The 17,599-nt window shown below is 66.9% G+C and carries 14 protein-coding genes; 1 reads left to right on the forward strand and 13 read right to left on the reverse strand.

All coding sequences use genetic code 11. The features are described 5' to 3' along the window. Positions 1-11: 11 nt before the first annotated feature. The 7 genes from AC1DYP_RS17135 to AC1DYP_RS17165 form a co-directional block, all read right to left on the reverse strand. Positions 12-461: a very short patch repair endonuclease gene (locus AC1DYP_RS17135; protein WP_477032473.1), complete on the reverse strand. Its 450-nt coding sequence runs from the start codon at positions 459-461 to the stop codon at positions 12-14. Positions 462-500: 39 nt separating this feature from the next. Then, positions 501-1,427, reverse strand: coding sequence for a hypothetical protein (locus AC1DYP_RS17140; protein ID WP_477032472.1), 927 nt, complete (start codon positions 1,425-1,427; stop codon positions 501-503). Positions 1,428-1,475: 48 nt separating this feature from the next. Beyond that, positions 1,476-2,423 (reverse strand): O-methyltransferase, encoded by a 948-nt coding sequence (locus tag AC1DYP_RS17145; RefSeq protein ID WP_477047342.1) that lies wholly within the window; start codon positions 2,421-2,423, stop codon positions 1,476-1,478. Beyond that, on the reverse strand, positions 2,423-3,880 hold the full coding sequence (locus AC1DYP_RS17150) for an ATP-binding protein (RefSeq protein ID WP_477032470.1): 1,458 nt from the start codon (positions 3,878-3,880) through the stop codon (positions 2,423-2,425). The genes AC1DYP_RS17145 and AC1DYP_RS17150 overlap by 1 nt, the downstream gene beginning before the upstream one ends. Positions 3,881-3,889: 9 nt before the next feature. Next, the gene (locus AC1DYP_RS17155; RefSeq protein ID WP_477032469.1) at positions 3,890-4,405 is read right to left on the reverse strand and encodes a hypothetical protein; all 516 of its coding nucleotides are present in this window, start codon (positions 4,403-4,405) and stop codon (positions 3,890-3,892) included. A 149-nt stretch (positions 4,406-4,554) separates the two neighbouring features. After that, entirely contained in the window at positions 4,555-5,658 is a 1,104-nt protein-coding gene (locus AC1DYP_RS17160; RefSeq protein ID WP_477032468.1) for an HNH endonuclease, read from the reverse strand. A 561-nt stretch (positions 5,659-6,219) separates the two neighbouring features. Continuing rightward, entirely contained in the window at positions 6,220-6,564 is a 345-nt protein-coding gene (locus AC1DYP_RS17165; RefSeq protein WP_477047343.1) for a hypothetical protein, read from the reverse strand. Positions 6,565-6,715: 151 nt separating this feature from the next. Between AC1DYP_RS17165 and AC1DYP_RS17170 the strand changes: the two genes are divergently transcribed. Then, positions 6,716-8,380, forward strand: a complete 1,665-nt coding sequence (locus AC1DYP_RS17170; RefSeq protein ID WP_477047344.1) for an alpha-glucosidase — start codon at positions 6,716-6,718, stop codon at positions 8,378-8,380. A gap of 131 nt (positions 8,381-8,511) precedes the next feature. Here the strand turns inward: AC1DYP_RS17170 and AC1DYP_RS17175 are convergent, their stop codons facing one another. From AC1DYP_RS17175 to AC1DYP_RS17200, 6 genes are all read right to left on the reverse strand, one after another. After that, positions 8,512-9,165: an FABP family protein gene (locus tag AC1DYP_RS17175; protein WP_477047345.1), complete on the reverse strand. Its 654-nt coding sequence runs from the start codon at positions 9,163-9,165 to the stop codon at positions 8,512-8,514. 73 nt (positions 9,166-9,238) lie between these two features. Beyond that, positions 9,239-10,075 carry an alpha/beta fold hydrolase gene (locus AC1DYP_RS17180; protein WP_477032512.1) on the reverse strand — a complete coding sequence of 279 codons (837 nt, stop codon included), beginning with the start codon at positions 10,073-10,075 and terminating at the stop codon, positions 9,239-9,241. Positions 10,076-10,477: 402 nt separating this feature from the next. Continuing rightward, complete coding sequence (locus AC1DYP_RS17185; RefSeq protein ID WP_477047346.1) at positions 10,478-10,672, reverse strand: tryptophan 7-halogenase; 195 nt, start codon at positions 10,670-10,672, stop codon at positions 10,478-10,480. Between the two features lie 196 nt (positions 10,673-10,868). After that, a complete protein-coding gene (nagE, locus tag AC1DYP_RS17190) occupies positions 10,869-12,662 on the reverse strand; it encodes an N-acetylglucosamine-specific PTS transporter subunit IIBC (protein WP_477047347.1) in 1,794 nt (597 codons plus the stop codon). A 3-nt stretch (positions 12,663-12,665) separates the two neighbouring features. Next, complete coding sequence (gene ptsP / locus AC1DYP_RS17195) at positions 12,666-15,191, reverse strand: phosphoenolpyruvate--protein phosphotransferase (protein WP_477047348.1); 2,526 nt, start codon at positions 15,189-15,191, stop codon at positions 12,666-12,668. 27 nt (positions 15,192-15,218) lie between these two features. Next, complete coding sequence (locus tag AC1DYP_RS17200; protein ID WP_477047349.1) at positions 15,219-17,588, reverse strand: family 20 glycosylhydrolase; 2,370 nt, start codon at positions 17,586-17,588, stop codon at positions 15,219-15,221. Between the last annotated feature and the right edge of the window lie 11 nt (positions 17,589-17,599).

Consider the following 17,599-nt stretch of genomic DNA (forward strand, 5'->3'; position numbering starts at 1 on the left):
ATCAGGTAAGCTTACCGATCCTGCGCAGACATGTCGATCGAAATCTTCGCGCCCGCAGCGCCCAGAGCGCGGGTCATCCTCTCCTTCAGGGTTTCGATGTCCCGGGTTTCGCACTGCCAGACCGTCTCGACCGTCCAACCCGCGGCGCGAAGGGCGGCCTCGCTTTCACGATCTCGCTCCCGGTTGCGCTCGAGCTTGGGTCCCCAGAATTCGGAGCGGGTTTTAGGCGGCCGTCCGATCTTGCAACCGTGGGCATGCCAGAAGCAGCCATGAACGAAGACGGCGGTCCGGCGGGCCGGCAAGACGATATCGGGCGTGCCCGGCAGATCCTTGCGGTGAAGCCGGAAGCGATAACCCATGGCGTGGAGCAGCCGGCGGACGACAACCTCCGGTGCGGTGTTCTTCGAGCCGATGCGCGCCATCAGGGCGCTTCGGGACGCGGGACTGCGGTTGTCTGCCATACGTCCTGAACGCGCGAACGAACGTTCGGTAAGCCAGACCTAGGCCGGATCAATCACCGACCGTTGCGAGCGCTTGAACTGATAACGCGCTTCGCGTTTGACAACAGCGTTGCCGTCGACCTCCGCCATCTCGAATAGATGGACGCTGCCGTCCGGAAGGAACTGGGCGGACACGCACCGGGCCTGGGCGACGGAAAACCGCTCGGACTCGCGGCAGAACGCCAGGTCCTGCTCGGTCTGCACGCTGGAGAGCTTGTCCGATTTGCCCTTGGCCTGAACAGGGACGACGAAGAGGTCGCCCCTGCCGTCGTGACCGATGTAAAGCTCGTCGATCTCGATCTGGCCAATGCCGGGAACCGCCGTGCGCAGGTGGTTCTGCAGGCTGTAGGCGGTGATACCGAGGAAGGTGTCGATCAAGCGATTGTACCGTATCTTGGCTAATAGGGCCTGCTCGTCCTCGATCCGGAACTCGGCGATGACTTCGGGTGTCGCCTCGTACACATCTATATCTTCGAAGTCCTTGCCCGGGACGATGATCGGGTCTGGGCCCAGCCTAAACCGATACTCGCCCTTACCAGCCAACTGGATGCGCCAGAACTTGTTCTCCTCGGGACGTTCGGTCTCCGCAATGCCGGGGGGCAGTTTGCGACGAAAGCGGTAGTCGTAGATCACCGCTCCGATGTTCTTGTGGCGCGGGATGCCGACTCGTTCGGATGGGAGTTCGGCGGTCCCAGGCAGGTCCTCCTCGGCGTCTGCGAGCGTCTGTGCCGCGCGGTCCGCCTTCTTGAACCGCTCCGGGTGCGTCTTTGCGACCAGAGCGAGCGCATCCTCATAGTCGGTCCGTGCGAAGGGGACCTCCTCCATGCCCGGCCGGAACTTCATGTGGAAAAGCGTCTCGATGACGAGACGGTCGAGGCCAGGCAGTCTAGGCTTCCGAGCGGCCTTCGGTGTCCCGACCTTCGCCATTTTCGGTTTCCACGTCATGGCTTCTGCGCTCGCGTGATCGGAGGGTTGTCAGGTGCCGATCTGCGCGAAGGTCGGATAATATTTATAGTAGCGCTGAAAGATGCCGATCTGGTCCTCGCCGAGATCGAAACCGAGCGCGCGAACAGCGGCGCGGTCCATCGGCGCTGCAGGCAGTTGCGCCTGCAGGACGGCTAGCTCGCGCATCGTGAGGTGCGGCGCGATGATCGGGCGATCCGCAACGCCCATCCAGTTCGGATGGGACACGACGTCGAGGCAGGCCTGACGGCGTTCAGGCGACGGCAGAACTACCCCAACGGTCGCCATCGCCGCCTTGTCTCGGTAGGGGAGCCTGAACGCCGGAACGAGCCCACCCGGTCTCGCACAGCTCTCGGCAGCGGACACCAGAAACTGCTCCAGATAGGTCGACAAGGTGTCGGCGAAGGGGTCCGTGTCTTTAAGGGCGCCGGGCTCCGGACGGTCGGGGACGATATCGCCGAGGAGATTGCGCAGCCGTTCCGCACGCTCTCCGCTGTCCTTGCCGTAGCGCTTGTGAGCGGCGTCGACCGTAACAAGCAGCAAACTGTCGGACGGAGCTCGCTCCACAAGATCACGGAGTTCGAAAATGGAGTCTTCCGACAGGGCGGTGTCGTAGTCGAGCCACACAATCCAAGGGAGGTTAGCGATTTCCGGGTCGTCGTAGAGGGTCGGAACAACATCGTACGACAAGCCCTCGAGCACTCGTACGAAACGGTAGGGCTTATTGTAGAGCGCGCGACGGAAGCCGATCTCGTTCGCCTCGATGGAGACCATTCTGTTCAGGCCGAGGCGCTTGTGCGCCAGCACGAAATCGGTGAACCAGATCGACCCAAATCCGATATAGGCGGCGTCCTGCCAGGGCATGACGACAGACAGCGTCTTGAGTCCGTCGAACACGATCCCTCTCTGGATCGTCTTGTTCGGACGCAGGCTGTAATTTACGGCGTCGAACGAAGCCATCAATCGTCGCCTACCAGCTCGCCATACGCATATTCGAATGATCGCGCGCCGACCTGCGTGCCGGGCATGTTGACGTTGCCAAACGCCTCGCCGAGCGCTCGAACTCTGGCCACCGGTTCGGAGTACTGAATCGATGTCGTCCGGATACGCGGCCGCGAAGGGACCGCTGGCGTGATGATCGCTTCGCGCACGGGCAGATTGAAAATTGGCACGGCCTTCGCCGCAGCTTCTTTGGCCTTTGCGGCCTCGCGGTCCTGTTTGCGGGTATTGGTATACTCGATCCAGGCCCGGGTAGCTTCGCGCATCGCGGACCGGCTCTGGCGGTAGACTTCCGACGACTGGTCGACGCTACGTTTGGTTGTCGTGAGCGGCAGGAGCTCCGTGTCTTCGGAGGTGAACATGATCAGACCGAAGAAGCCGCGATACTGACGGTGCCACATCGGGAAGCCGTCGAGGCCCCAGATCGAGGTTGAAGTCTTGTCGGCGGCGAGGACAATGCGTCCGTTACACGCCACGTACCAGCCGAACCGAGCTTCCCCGCGATCCTCCTCGTCGGGCGACTCTTCGTCGATCGGTAGCGCATTGGCGCCTGCCAGCAGTTCGACATGAACTGTGCCGCCCTCGAACGGGATGTCCCAGCTGCGGTTGAGCGGTTCGAACTCGTCGCTTTGCAGCAGGGTGATCGGCATGGGGATGAGCGCGGTTCCATTCAGGGTCACCTTCAGACCCCGATGAAGATGGAGGGCGTAGTCGCGCTCGATGACCCGCTGCAAATTTTGCAGAACGGCGGGGCTCGAGAATGCTGCGAGGGTTCCTTTGGTCAGTACCTCGACTTCGATAGATATGCCGGCTTCTGGCCGCGGCTTCGCGGGGTAAATGTCGAAGCTCCAATCCGTCTTGCGGTCGGCCATCCAGGTTGGGACATCGATCGGAACCTCGAAGGCCTTCAGGGTCCCGTCGGAACCTTTGTAGGTGCTATGGATGGCGATCTGGCGCCCTAGCTTGAAGAGCGCGCGTTTCATGCCGATGCCGTAAACGCCGATGCTGTAGTCCCCCTCTTCGTCGCCTTCGAGGGTTTCCGCGTCCACGTCTGCGATCTGGTCCGCCGCTACCGGGTTCTGCAGGCCGTCTTCGGCATCCGCTTCCTCATCCTCCTGAAGAGGCGCCTGGCGGCCGAAGGTAAACGCATGCTCCTCGGCACGTTGCTGGGCCATCCCGCCGCAGTTGTCCGCCATAGAGAATTTTTGTGGCGTGGCCACAATGTCAATCCGGAAAGGGCTTAGGTCGACGCCATCGTTTAGCCCCGGAGCCACGCGACCCAAGGACCTCCACGCGCCGTCGACGCTGTTGTCGAGGAGGTCGAGGATGCAATCGTCGAGCGCAATGTCGCGCGTCAGCATCTCCACGAAAAAGGCTCGGCTAGCGTTTGCATTTGCTGTTGCGATCGGCGTTGTCATCGAGCCCCCCTAGGCGACCTTCTTGAGCGTCAGCGCGTTGGCCTGCACTTCGCCATCGTTCGTCCAGCCCACCCACGATCCCTTGGCGTCTTTCAAGCTCGCGTGGAGCCTCGTCTGGAACGTACCGAAATAGCCTCGATCCGCGTCCGCCGGGTTGTACCAGCGTCCAGTGATAGTCTTGTCGACAAGTTTACCGACAAAAACACACTGTTCCGACGATCCGTCGCGCAGGGTCGCCGTCGTGGTGAACGTGATGTTCGAGAACAGTCTGTAGATTCGGACGCGGTCGATGTTCTCGTCTGGAAACCGCCGGCTGTCGACGCGCCAGGTGACTTCCCATGTACCTCCGAAGGGCTCTTGCGGAGACAGACGCGACAGCGCGCGGATAGCAAGTGCGTGTTCGGTCACTGCCTTGACGGGAGCCTGCATGATGATGCGCAGGCCGAGCCCCAGCACGCCGATCGCGGCGCCCGAAGCGAGCGCGAGCCAATCGACGCCCGCAAACCACTTCACGATACCTTCCACGCAGCCCCCCCGGGCATAGACGTTTTGTCCGGCGAATCCGGAGCTTGCATTTCAACCTAAGCGATCCGGGCGGCGTAGCCAACCGGGGGATCTGCCTCAGATGTTCCGGAGCCATACCATTCGCTGTGCGAGCGGAGCGGGCTCTTGAATCAGCGGGTGGTCTGCACGCCGTGGAGGAACACCTCGGTTAGATGGTGCGCGATATAAGGCAGGTGGCCTGCGGTGAGGGAAATACGGCGGGAGGCGTCCAGCATGGGGAACGCCGCGCGCTCCGCGTCGGACAGGCGATCCGAAATCAGCAGTCCGCCGTCCTCGTCAAAAGAGATGAAGCCGTTGTCGAAAAGGCAGTCGAAGTGGACGGCGAGGAGAATGCCGTTGTTCGGATCCAGCCGCTCCCGGCGATCGCTGACCCGCCAGGGCTTAATGTGGGAGGCCCGGAGCAACTCAGGCGTGGATACGCCGCTCAATGGGCAGCGACCCCAGACCTCGAACAGATCGGCGCGGAACTGACCCTGACCGAGGCGGGCCTTCTGGAGCCTCACCGTCTCTGTGTTTTGCTCGGCTCTATCCGCAGCGGTCGGCGCGAGAAAGTCGCGTCCGATCAGGGCCGCGACGAACCGGTCCAGCGCTGCGGGGCCCCCGACATCAAACGCGAGCCCGTAGTGAATGGGAGAATGCCCGCCGTGTAGCCGCTTCGGAAAGGCCGGCATCTGACTGTTGTGATAATAAGCGAACGGCGTGGATCCCCTGACGCCGTCCAGGCTGGCCAGGGCCGAGAAGCAAGCTTCGAACTCCGGGGCCACAACGACCGGCAAGGTGTCCGAGAGCCGCTTCACATAGACAATCAGGTCGCCGCGCCTAAGCTCGAACGTGTGTTGGCGCGCACCAGTCTGGTCGAAGCCAAGGTTTCGGAGCTGTCTCGCCAAGGTCTCCGCCCGCGCTTCGCCAGAAGAGGCGGCCGTATCAGCGCTGGACTGTAGGCGGAGGTAAAGGGCGTATCGCCGCAGCGCCACGCGCATGTCGATGATCGCCTTCCGCGACTGTGTTGCGGCGACTGCGCGATGCGACGCGAAAGTGGTGGCCAGCTCCTCGAGGGTCTCGGCCGGGGCGCCCTCGATATCGGCGTCCAGCAAGCGGGACAGCAGCCGCAATCGCGAGACGTAGTCGCTGGGCGCGTCGTGGCCCAAGGGGCGCGAGGTGACCGGCGACACGTAATCGGTCTCGAGCCATTCGCGGAAGGTGGTGAAGGGCATTGGGGCAGCCTATGAGCGGACCGGTCAGTTTCAACGCCGACGCGGTCGCGATCAAGGCCGCAGGCGGCACGAGCCGCACAAACTGGCTTTGATCCGTACTGCATCTTGCAGCGTAAGAAGCTGAGTTGCGTAACTAACCGTGCCGGTCAACCGGCGCGCAGGTCGGTGTTGGTAGAAGGCATCTGTGGTGGGGCGGCAGGTACGCCTAGCTGACCAACCCCAGAGTCCAATTGAGATCGCGGCACAGATGTCCGCTTGTGACGCTGAACTGCCGGGCCTCGATCCTGTTTGTATCAGAAGCAAGTCTTCTTTCGTTGACGGTCAAGCTCCGAGATTTGCATGTCATCAGAACGTGCCCTAATCGGCCATATTCAAGATGATACATGCTCATATTTTAGTGGTTTGCGGATCGATTTGTGGAACGACACCTCGCTGTAATAAAGCTAAACGTTTGAAATTATGGAATTTTGATAGGAATTGAGCGTCCACCCTCTCCGCCACTAACCCCTAAAAATCAGACACCGACCCGCGCGGCCCGCTCGCGGACGGCGGACCGTGTCTTCAGCGGATCGTGACGCGCTTGACGACGATCGGGTCGCCGCCGTCGGGCGCGGGCGACTTGGTCTCGACCACGTCGACGTCGGCTCCGGCGTCGCGGAACTCGTCCAGGCGGGCGGCGGTCTGCGAGCCGAAGGCGGCGGCCGGCAGGCTGATGGCGAAGCTGCCGCTGCCGCGGATGGCCTGCATCACCAGATCGTCGGTCAGGTAGTAGCGCGCCCAGTACCGGTCGGGGTCGGTGGCCATGACGTGGGCGGCCTCGGCTTGGCGGGCCTGCTCCTCCTCACGACGCGCCTGCACCAGCTTGGCGTCCTCGCGCGCCATCGCCAGCTCGGTCTTGAACGACATCGAGACCYCCCTCCAGGTCGAAAACAACCTGAGCTGTTATTTTAACAACACACCACCTTAGAGAACATGCACGGCCGCGCAAGGCGTCGGCGGTCGCCAGCCGCGTCTTGGCCGGTTAGCGTCGAGTCGAGTCGCCGAACGGAGTCCTGTCGTGAGCGCCGATCCAACGCCCGTCGTCGAACGTCCCTGGTGGAAGGACGCGGTCGTCTACCAGATCTATCCGCGCTCGTTCCTCGACACGAACGGCGACGGGGTCGGCGACCTGCCGGGGATCACGGCCAGGCTGGACTATCTGAGAGACCTGGGCGTCGACGTGGTCTGGCTGTCGCCGCACTTCGACAGCCCTAACGCCGACAACGGCTACGACATCCGCGACTACCGCAAGGTGATGGCCCAGTTCGGGACCATGGCTGATTTCGACGCCATGCTGGCCGGCATGACGACGCGCGGCATGCGGCTGATCATCGACCTGGTGGTCAACCACAGCAGCGACGAACACGCCTGGTTCGTCGAGAGCCGCAAGAGCCGTGATAATCCGTACAGGGATTATTACATCTGGCGCGACGGCGTGGATGGGGGGCCGCCCAACAACTACAGCGCCTTTTTCGGCGGCCCCGCCTGGACCTTCGATCAGGGCTCCGGCCAGTACTACCTGCACTATTTCGCCGCCAAGCAGCCCGACCTGAACTGGGAGAATCCCAAGGTCCGCGAAGAAGTCCACGACCTGATGCGGTTCTGGCTCGACAAGGGGGTGTCGGGCTTCCGGATGGACGTGATCCCGTTCATCTCCAAACAGCCCGGCCTGCCGGACCTGACGCCCGAGGAGCGCCGCGCGCCGCAGTTCGTCTACGCCGCCGGCCCTAAGCTGCACGACTACCTGCGAGAGATGCGTCGCGAGGTGCTGGATCGCTATGACACCATGACCGTCGGCGAGGCCTTCGGCCTGCGACCCGAGGACGCCCGCGACCTGATCGACAGCCGTCGCCGCGAGCTGGACCTGGTGATCAATTTCGACATCGTACGCATGGACATCGACGGCTGGCGCAAGACCTCCTGGACCCTGCCCCGGCTGAAGGCGCTCTATACCGAGCTCGACCAGGCGGCCGGGCCGTTCGGATGGAACACCCAGTTCCTGTCCAACCACGACAACCCGCGCTCGGTCTCGCATTTCGGTGACGACGACCCGGCCTGGGTCGAGCGCTCGGCCAAGGTGCTGAACACCCTGATCCTGACCCAGCGCGGCACGCCATTCCTCTATCAGGGCGAGGAGCTGGGCATGACCAACTACCCGTTCCAGACCCTGGACGACTTCGACGACCTGGAGGTCTGGGGCCGCTGGCGCGACGTGAAGCATCGGGTGTCGGAGGAAGAATACCTGGCCAACGCCCGGGCCATGGGCCGCGACAACGCCCGCACGCCGATGCAGTGGACGGCCGGCCCGAACGGCGGCTTCACCACGGGCAAGCCGTGGCTGCCGGTCAATCCCAACGCCGAGGCGATCAATGCGGAAGACCAGGCGGCGCGGCCGGACTCGGTGCTGGCCCACACCCGCGCCCTGATCGCGTTCCGACGCGGATCGGCCGATCTGCGTGAAGGGGCCTATCAGGACATCGACCCCGCCCACGAACAGGTCTTCGCCTATCGCCGGGGCGAGCGGCTGCTGGTGCTGTTGAACTTCGGGCGCGAGACCGTGCGGTACGCGCTGCCCGACGATCTCGCCGTGGAAGGCGCGGCGTTCGGCGAGGCGCCGGTCGAGGGCCAGGTCGTGACGCTGGACGGCTGGGCGGCGGTGATCCTGGCGGTCCACCCGACCTGACGTCCTAGAGTCTGCCATCCCGGACAAGCGCGCAGCGCGCCGATCCGGGACCGCCATGGATCGCCGCGTCCAGGCGTCGGTCCCGGGTCTGCGCTTCGCTACGCCCGGGATGACGGACCTTTGGGGGAAACCTAAATCCCGCCCTTCGCCGCCAAGATCCGCGCCAGCGGGTTCGGCTCCGGCTCCGCCACCTTGATCAGGGTGTTCCGGTCACGGTGCCGGAACGGTTCGGCCGCGCCGCGCACGGCCAGCATCGTGTCGCTGACATAGCTCCACGAGCCGTCGGGGTTGAACGTCACCTCGAGTCGATAGCTGTCGGTCCGGAAGGCGTATTCCAGGAACTCGGTGGAGCAGATGCCGTAGGTCGTCTGTCCGCGCTCAGCCGTCAGGACCAGCCGGTCGGCGTCGGGCGCGGCCTGGCAGGACGCGATCGCGACTTGGCCGCGCGGAATGGACAGCGTCTGGATCACCAGACCGGTGGCCGGCTCCCAGAGCCAGTAGCCGACCTGATCGTGGAAGGTGATGTCCTCTTCCTCGGTCGTGATGTGGACGTGGTAGCGCAGGCCGTAGAACAGCTGCGGGCCGTTGGCCTGGGGGTCGATCGGCGCCATGTCGATCCGTTCGAGATAGGGGCGCCGCTCGGGTCCGTCCGCCTTCGGATTGAGGTCGACGCCGACACGCCCCTCCCAGCTTCCGGCAAGTCGCCGCAAGGGGCCCAGGTTCGCCAGGGTGTCGGGATCGACGTCCGTCGGCTCGGTGTAGATGTCAGCGGGAAAGATCGGCATCGGCGGCCCCCTCGAACGAAGAAAAGGGCGCCCGCCGGTGACGGACGCCCTTCGAACCCAGGTTAGCCCAAGCCTAGGCCTTGATGAAGGCCAGCAGGTCGGGGTTCACCACTTCCGGATGGGTCGTGCACATGCCGTGCGGCAGGCCCGGATAGGTCTTCAGCGTGCCCTTCTTCAGCAGCTTGATGCCGATCAGGGCCGAGTCGGCGATCGGCACGATCTGGTCGTCCTCGCCGTGCATCAGGAACACCGGCACGTCGACCGACTTGAGGTCTTCGGTGAAGTCGGTCTCCGAGAAGGCCTTGATGCAGTCGTAGTGGGCCTTGGCGCCGCCCATCATGCCCTGGCGCCACCAGTTCTCGACGGTGGCCGGCGAGACCTTCGCGCCCGGACGGTTGAAGCCGTAGAACGGGCCGGCCGCGACGTCGTGGAAGAACTGGGCGCGGTTGGCGTTCTGGGCGGCGCGGAAGCCGTCGAACACCTCGATCGGCAGGCCGCCCGGGTTCTTGTCGGACTTGACCATGATCGGCGGCACCGCGCCGATCAGCACCACCTTGGCCACGCGGCCGGGCTTGGCGCGGGCGGCGTAGTGGATGGCCTCGCCGCCGCCGGTGGAGTGGCCCACGTGGACGGCGTTCTTCAGGTCCAGGTGGTCGGTCAGGGCGATGACGTCGGCGGCGTAGGTGTCCATCTCGTTGCCGGTGTCGGTCTGGCTCGAGCGGCCGTGGCCGCGACGGTCGTGGGCGATGACCCGGAAGCCCTCGCCCAGGAAGAACATCATCTGGTTGTCCCAGTCGTCGGCGCTCAGCGGCCAGCCGTGGTGGAACACGATCGGCTGCGCGGTCTTGGGACCCCAGTCCTTGTAGAAGATCTGCGTGCCGTCTTTGGTGGTGACGAAGCCGCTGCTCATTTTCGTGTCTCCTGGGGGTTTGGGCGAGGCCTTGGGCGTCGCCGCGGTCGATGTGGACGCGGAGAGGGACGGGAGCGCGCTCATCAGGGCCAGGCTCAGGCCGCTGGTGACGACGTTGCGCCGCGACGCCCCGTCCTTTTCACCCAGGTCCTGTCCGCCGGAGTCCTGCTCGCGCGAACCCTGGTCACCGGAAGATGTGGTCATGCGCCCGCCTCTCTGTCGATCCGGCGCGTGCCGCCGAAGTCCGCCGGGACGCTAGGCCGATCATCGGGGCGAGGCTTGGACAGGCCTGTCGTGACTTGAAGCTTCTGGGCGGATGACAACGTTGGCGCCCAGGCGCTTGCGAAGCCGCTTGAGAGGCGCGCGGTCAGGCGATCTCGGGTCGGAAGAAGGTGTTGGCGGTCAGGCGGCCAAGGCGCGGATCGGCGCTGGCGGGCCGATCGGGCAGGCTCGCGGGTCGTCACCGAGGCGATCGCGCCGTCGTCGGTCGTTGACCGCCAGGACGTTGCCCAGCACGTGCTTGACGCCCGTGGCCTTGCCCACGTCGCGCAGCAGGCCCGCCAGCTTGCCGGCGTCGAAATGGCAGGCGTAGGCCATCGGCCCGCCCTACTGCGGATCGTCCAGCCGCTTGGGCCCGCGCATCGCGTCGCAGACCTTGTCCTGCAGGGTGACCGCGTCGGAGAACGGCACGTCGCCCGCCTCGCCCATCAGCCAGTAGGGCGCCAGGTCCAGGCCGCCGTTCGGCAGCCGGGGTCGGGTCCCCTTAAGCCTTCACATTCCTAGCATCGCCGAGTCAGGCGGGCAGCAGGCAACGCACCGCCTCGCAGATCCGCTCGGCGTCGGGGCCCAGCACCACGTGCACCGAGCGTTGGCCGACCCGGACCACGCCGCGCGAGTCCAGGGCGTTCAACGCCGCCTCGTCCACCCGACCGCTGTCGCGAACCACCAGGCGCAAGCGGCTGGAGCAGGCCCCGACCGTCTCGACATTGGCCATGCCGCCCAGGGCCGACACGAGGGCCTCGGCCCGGCTGTCGTCGACGGCGGTGGGCAGGGCGACGGCGGCCTTGGCGGCGGTCGTCGTCACCGGCTTTGCGGGCGCGGGCGCCCCCATGGCCGCGCGGATCTCGCCGGCCACGCCGTCGGCGATCGGGCCCAGCACGACCTGCAGCGCCTTGTCCGACGGCTTGACCACGCCGCGCGCGCCCAAGGCCTTCAGGGCCGGCTCGCTGACCGCGCCTTGGTCGACCACGATCAGGCGAAGGCGGGTAGTGCAGGCGTCGACCGACACCAGGTTGCCCGCCCCGCCCAGGGCCTGGACGAAGTCGGCCCCGCGCCCGCCGCCGGTCGTGGCGGCCTCGACGGTGATCGCGTCGTCGGTCTCGCGGCCCGGGGTCTTCAGGTCGAACTTGACGATGAAGAACCGGAACAGGCCATAATAGACCCCAGCGTAGATCAGTCCCAGCGGTACGAGCCACAGCGGGTGCGTGGCCTTGTTGAAGTTGAGCACATAGTCGAACAAGCCGGCCGAAAAGCCGAAGCCCAGCTTGATGTCGAGGATGTTCATCAAGGCCATGGCCAGGCCCGTCAGCACCGCGTGGATGGCGTAGAGCACCGGGGCCAGGAACATGAAGCTGAACTCGATCGGCTCGGTCACGCCGGTCAGGAACGAGGTCAGGGCCAGCGAGGTCAGCATGCCGCCGACCGCCTTTTTCTTCTCCGGCCGGGCCGTGTGGTACATGGCCAGGCACGCGGCGGGCAGGCCGAACATCATCACCGGGAAGAACCCGCTCATGAACGCGCCGGCGGTGGGGTCGCCGGCCGCGAAGCGATTGAGATCGCCGGTGGCGCCATGGAAGTCGCCCAGGATGAACCAGACCACGTTGTTGAGGATGTGGTGCAGGCCCGTGACGATCAGCAGGCGGTTGAGGATCCCGTAGACGAACAGGCCCAGGTTGCCCGACACGGTGACCATGTGGCTCAAGCCGTCGACACCGGCCTCCAGCCAATGCCAGCCGAAGCCGAACACCAGGGCCAGGATCACGCCCCCCAGACCAGCGGCAATCGGCACGAAACGACGCCCTCCGAAGAAGGCCAGGTATTCCGGCAACTTGATGGTGCTGTAGCGATTGTAGAGCACGCCGGACATCACGCCCGACAGGATGCCGACCGGGATCGACAGCTTGCTGATCGCCTTGGCCTTCCAGGCGGCGACAGCCAGATCGCCCCCGCTCTTGGCGGCGGCCGCGACGATGTCGGGCGGCACGACGATCAGGGCCTCGATGCCCTTGGTCGCGACCAGATAGGCCACCACCCCTGCCAGACCGGCCGCGCCGTTGTTCTCGCGCGCCAGGCCGACGGCCACGCCGATGGCGAAGATCAGGCCGAGATTGGCGAAGATCGCCCCGCCGGCGGCGGCGAAGACATTGGCGACCACCAGGCTCAGGTCGCCGGTCATCGCCGCCAGATGCGCGTGCCCCAGCAGGTCGGTCTGGCCGATCCGCAGCAGCAGCGCCGCCACCGGCAGGACGGCGATGGGCAGCATCAGGGCGCGGCCCAGGGGCTGGAGGAATTCGAGCGGGGACTTCATCGCTTAGGCTCCCGCCTTCAGGATTTTGGCCTGGAAGGCTTTGCAGAGATCTCGGACGGCCTCGGGCGAGGTCAGGTCCAGCACCTGGCGGGCCAGGGCCTGGCAGGCCCCGACGTCCAGGGTCCGGACCAGGGCCTTCACTTCCGGCACGGTCGCGGCCGTGGCCGACAGCTCGGTGACGCCCAGGCCGACCAGCACCGGCACGGCGACGAGGTCGGAGGCCAGGCCGCCGCAGACACCGACCCAGCGCTGATGCCGGGCCGCGCCCTTGCAGGTCTGGTCGATCATCCGCAGCACGGCCGGATGCAGGGCGTCGATGCGGGCCGCCAGCTCGGGATTGCCCCGGTCCATGGCCAGCACGTACTGGGTCAGGTCGTTGGTGCCGATCGACAGGAAGTCGGCCTCGGCGGCGATCAGGTCGGCGGTGACGGCGGCGGCGGGCGTCTCGATCATCACGCCCAACTCGACGCGCTCGGTGATCCCCATCTCGCGCTTGGTCTCGTCGAGCATGGCGCGGACGGCGCGCAGTTCGTCGAGGCTGGCGATCATCGGCACCATGATCTTGCATTGGCCCAGCGGCTTCACGCGCAGGATGGCGCGCAGCTGGGTCTTCAGCAGGTGCGGCCGCCACAGCGACACGCGCACGCCGCGCAGGCCCAGGGCGGGATTCTCTTCCGCCGGGATCGGCAGATACGGCGCGGCCTTGTCGCCACCGACGTCCAGGGTGCGGATTATCAACGGGCGGCCGTCCAGGGCCGACGCGATGGCCTGGTACTGGCGGGCCTGTTCGTCCTCGTCGGGCGGGGTCTCGCGCTCCAGGAACAGGAACTCGGTGCGCAGCAGGCCCGAGCCTTCCGCGCCGTTGGCGGTGGCGGTCAGGGCGTCGTTCAACGAGCCGACGTTTCCGAACACCTCGATGCGGACGCCGTCGGCGGTGCGGCTTTCCTGATGGGCGGCGGCCTTGGCGGCGGCCTTGCGCTCGTGGCGAGCGGCGATCGCGGTCTGGGCGGCGGCCAGCTGAACGGCGTCGGGACCGACCCGCAAGGAGCCGTTCTCGGCGTCGAGGATCAGGCCCGCGCCCTCGGTGACGTCCAGCACGCCCGGACCGGCCGCGACGATGGCCGGTATGCCCATGGCGGCGGCCAGGATGGCCACGTGCGAGGTCGGCCCGCCCTTGGCCGTGCAGAAGCCCGCCACCTGGCCGGCTTCCAGCCCCATCAGCTGCGAAGGCAGCAGTTCGTCGGCCAGCAGGATGGCGCCGACCGGCAGCGAGCGAGCCTCGTCCTCCTCGCCGCTGAGGGCGCGCAGCACCTGGCGCTCCAGGTCGATCAGGTCGTCGACGCGCTCGGCCAGGCGGCGGTCGCCCAGGCCGCGCAGGGCCTCGACATAGCCGCCCACGGCGCGTCGCCAGGCGAAGCCCGCGCTCTTGCCGTCGGCGACCAGCCGGTGGGCCGAGGCGGTCAGTTCGGGGTCTTCCAGGAAGGCCAGGTGGGCGCCGAGGATGGCCTTGCGGGCGCTGTCGCCCTTGGACGCGGCCTTCTCGATCTTGGCGCGGACGACGGCCAAGGCCTCTTCCAGTGCGGCGCGTTCATGACCGGAACCGGCGCCGGCCTCGAGCACGACGATGTCGCTGGAGACGAAGCGCACGGCCTGTCCGATCGCCAGGCCCGGGGCGGCCATCACGCCGCGCAGCAGACCAGGCTCGGACGGCGGGGCGGCGCGGACGGCTTCGACCACGGCGGCCGGAGATGCGGTCGGCGGCAGGGCCGCGCTCTCGCCCATGCCGCCCTCGATCAGCTCGACGACGGCGGCGACGGCGAAGTCGGCGTCCGGACCCGAGGCCACCACGCTGATGCGGTCGCCATGGCGGATGGCCAGGGACATCACCCCGACCGGACTCTTGGCGCTGGCCCGGCGGTTGACGGCGACCAGGGCCACCTCGGCGGCGAACTTGCGGGCGCTCTCGGCGATGCGGGCGGCCGGACGGGCATGGACGCCATGCTGCAGGGGGACAATGACCTCGCGCGACACCTCGCCCTCGACGACGGCCAGGGTCGCGCCCGCGCCGCCCACCGGCGCCAGCTCCATCAGGAAGTCGCCGACCGAGGCGGCGTGGTCCTGCTCGCGGCGGACGATCTGGAAGGCGTCGGGATTGGTGATCACCACCGGGGTGATCAGGCTCTTGGCGCGCTGCGACAGCAGGTCGAGATCGAAGCTGATCAGCTTGTCGCCGGCCTTCACCGCCTGGCCGTTCTCGACGTGGACCTCGAAGCCCTCGCCGCCCAGGCCGACGGTCTCCAGCCCCACATGCATCAGGATCTCGGCGCCGTTGTCGGCCCGCAGGGTGACGGCGTGGCGCGTGGCGTGGACGGCGATCACCCGCGCGTCGCAGGGCGCGTGCAGGGTCGAGCCCAGCGGGTCTATGGCCAGGCCGTCGCCCAGCATGCGCTCGGCGAACACCGCGTCGGGCGTCTCGTCGAGCGGGGCGATCCAGCCCTTGAGCGGCGAGGACAGTACGAGATTGGCCACCGGTACGCTTCCTGCTTCCTAAGAGGTCTAGTTCTTCTTGGTCTTGGTTGAGGCTTGGGTCGGGGTCAGCGTGACCTGGTCCAGCACCAGCGTCGGCTCGACCGTGCGCGCTGTAAAGGTCAGGCAGAGGTCGTGGACGCCTTCGCGCCTGGCCAGCACGCCCGACACCATGCCCAGGCCCGGTCCGCGGGCGGCGGCGCCCAGCGGAATGGCGGCGATCCGCTCGCCCGCGCAGCCGTCGATCCGCACCTCCAGCTCGCCGTCGGGCGTCGCCGGGGCGCGCAGCGGGATCTTGTCGCGGTCGGCGCCGATCTGGAAGTTGAAGGGCACCTGGCCGATGCGGGCGGTCAGATTCAGCGGCGCCGACAGGTCCGCGCCCTTCCACACCCAGCAGGCGTTCATCAGATTGACCGCGAACACGGCGCGGGGGCCGCTCCCAGAACCGTTCTTTGGAGCGTCATCCTCGAGCGACAGGTTGATGCCGTCGCCGCAGAGTTCCAACTGGTGGCTGTTGCGGGTGTTAGCCGCCAGCAGGCTGACGGGATAGTCGCGGACCCGGCCAAGGGCATCAATGCCCAGGAACGTCCGAGCACGGATCGTCTTGCCCGGCGCGACGGTCAGAGGCGCTTCATAGAGGCCCGAAGCCTTGGTCGGCGCCTTGCCGTCGGTGGTGTAGCGGATCTCGCCCAGCCCCAGGCCCGAGGCCAGGGCGACCGAGACCTGGCCGCCGCCGGCCGGACGCAGGGTGGCCTGGGGCTCGTAGGGCACGGCGTCATGGGCGACGCCCAGGAGGTCCAGCCGCGCGGTCTCGGCCGGCAGGCGGGCGGCGAAGCTGTCCCAGCTGCGGCCCGCCTCCGGCGTCCAGCCGTTCTCGGCCACGGCGATCAGGCGCGGGAAGGTCATCTTCTCCAGCCGCTCGTCGGTGCGCATGTGCTCGGTGAACGAGTTGGCCTGCAGGCCCAGGATGTGGGCGCGCTGGGCCTCCGTCAGGGCCGCCGGGGCCGCGTCGAAGTCGTAGACGTCCTTGAGGCTGACGATCTTGATCCGGCCGGGCGGCTCGTCGGCCGAGGCGCTCTGGCGGCGGTCCATGTAGAGGGTGCTGTCGGGCGCCAGCACCGCGTCGTGGCCCTGCGAGGCGGCGGCGACCGCGCCCTCGATCCCGCGCCAGGACATGACCGTGGCGTTGGGGGCCAGGCCGCCCTCCAGGATCTCGTCCCAGCCGATCATCCGCCGGCCGCGGCTGTTGATGTGGTTCTCGGCCCGCTGGATGAACCAGCTCTGCAGCCCGTGTTCGTCCTTGACGCCCAGGGCCTGGATCTGGGCCTGGACCTCGGGGCTGGCCTTCCACTGCTCCTTGACCGCCTCGTCGCCGCCGACATGGATGTATTCGGACGGGAAGAGATCCATCACCTCGTCGAGGATGTCGTTCAGGAACGCGAACGTCTCGTCGCTGGGCTTGTAGAGATAGGGGAACACGCCCCAGTCGCCCATGTTGGCGCGCGGCGGGGTCTTCGTCATGCCGAACTGCGGATAGGCCACCAGCGGCGCCAGGGCGTGGCCCGGCATCTCGATCTCGGGGACGATGGTGATGCCGCGCGCGGCGGCGTAGGCGACCAGGTCGCGCACCTGATCCTGGCTGTAGAAGCCTTGGTAGCGGATCGGCTTGCCGGTCCTGGGATCGCGCCCCGCCGCCCCGGCGGGGACCCGCCAGGACCCTTCGGACGTCAGCTTCGGATACTTCTTGATCTCCAGCCGCCAGCCCTGGTCGTCGACCAGGTGCCAGTGCAGGACGTTCAGCTTGTGGGCGGCCATGGTGTCGATGATCGACTTGATCGTCTCGACGCTCTGGAAGTGTCGGGCGCTGTCCAGCATGAAGCCGCGCCAGGCGAAGCGCGGGGCGTCGTCGATGCCGACGGCGGGCAGCTGGGCGGGGCCCTTGGCGGCGTCCTGCACGGCCAGCTGCCAGACGCTGACCGCGCCATAGAACAGGCCCGCGCGCTTGGCGGCGGTGATGGTGACGCCGGTGGGGGTCACCTGGAGAGCATAGGCCTCAGACTTGTCGCTGGTGGCCTTGCCGCGCGCCAGGACGATGCCGGCCTCGCCGGCGGGCGGCGCGCCCTCGACCACGGCGGGCTTCAGGCCCCGGGCCTTGAACAGCATGTCGGACAGCTGGCCGGCCACGACGCGGGCCTCGACATCGCCCTTGGCGACGAAGATCCGGGTCCTGCTGGTCAAGGCGAAGGTCCCCCGCCCCAGCTCGGCCTTGGCCGGCGCGGGCGTCAGGGTCAGGGTCAGGACCGGTTCGGCGGCGAAACTGGCCGAGGCCAGGGCCAGGCCGGCGGCGGACGCCATCAGACCGGCGGTGAGCTTGGCGAAGGTCGTCGAGGACTGGGTCATGAACGGGGGCT

This window comes from Caulobacter sp. P1_D6 (assembly GCF_056406095.1).

What these genes read in the sequence shown, in the direction of transcription:
- AC1DYP_RS17135 (WP_477032473.1), bottom strand. Translation starts at nt 461, where the DNA reads ATGGCAGACAACCGCAGTCCCGCGTCCCGAAGCGCCCTGATGGCGCGC.
- AC1DYP_RS17140 (WP_477032472.1), bottom strand. Translation starts at nt 1,427, where the DNA reads ATGGCGAAGGTCGGGACACCGAAGGCCGCTCGGAAGCCTAGACTGCCT.
- AC1DYP_RS17145 (WP_477047342.1), bottom strand. Translation starts at nt 2,423, where the DNA reads ATGGCTTCGTTCGACGCCGTAAATTACAGCCTGCGTCCGAACAAGACG.
- AC1DYP_RS17150 (WP_477032470.1), bottom strand. Translation starts at nt 3,880, where the DNA reads ATGACAACGCCGATCGCAACAGCAAATGCAAACGCTAGCCGAGCCTTT.
- AC1DYP_RS17160 (WP_477032468.1), bottom strand. Translation starts at nt 5,658, where the DNA reads ATGCCCTTCACCACCTTCCGCGAATGGCTCGAGACCGATTACGTGTCG.
- AC1DYP_RS17165 (WP_477047343.1), bottom strand. Translation starts at nt 6,564, where the DNA reads ATGTCGTTCAAGACCGAGCTGGCGATGGCGCGCGAGGACGCCAAGCTG.
- AC1DYP_RS17175 (WP_477047345.1), bottom strand. Translation starts at nt 9,165, where the DNA reads ATGCCGATCTTTCCCGCTGACATCTACACCGAGCCGACGGACGTCGAT.
- AC1DYP_RS17180 (WP_477032512.1), bottom strand. Translation starts at nt 10,075, where the DNA reads ATGAGCAGCGGCTTCGTCACCACCAAAGACGGCACGCAGATCTTCTAC.
- AC1DYP_RS17185 (WP_477047346.1), bottom strand. Translation starts at nt 10,672, where the DNA reads ATGGCCTACGCCTGCCATTTCGACGCCGGCAAGCTGGCGGGCCTGCTG.
- nagE (WP_477047347.1), bottom strand. Translation starts at nt 12,662, where the DNA reads ATGAAGTCCCCGCTCGAATTCCTCCAGCCCCTGGGCCGCGCCCTGATG.
- AC1DYP_RS17200 (WP_477047349.1), bottom strand. Translation starts at nt 17,588, where the DNA reads ATGACCCAGTCCTCGACGACCTTCGCCAAGCTCACCGCCGGTCTGATG.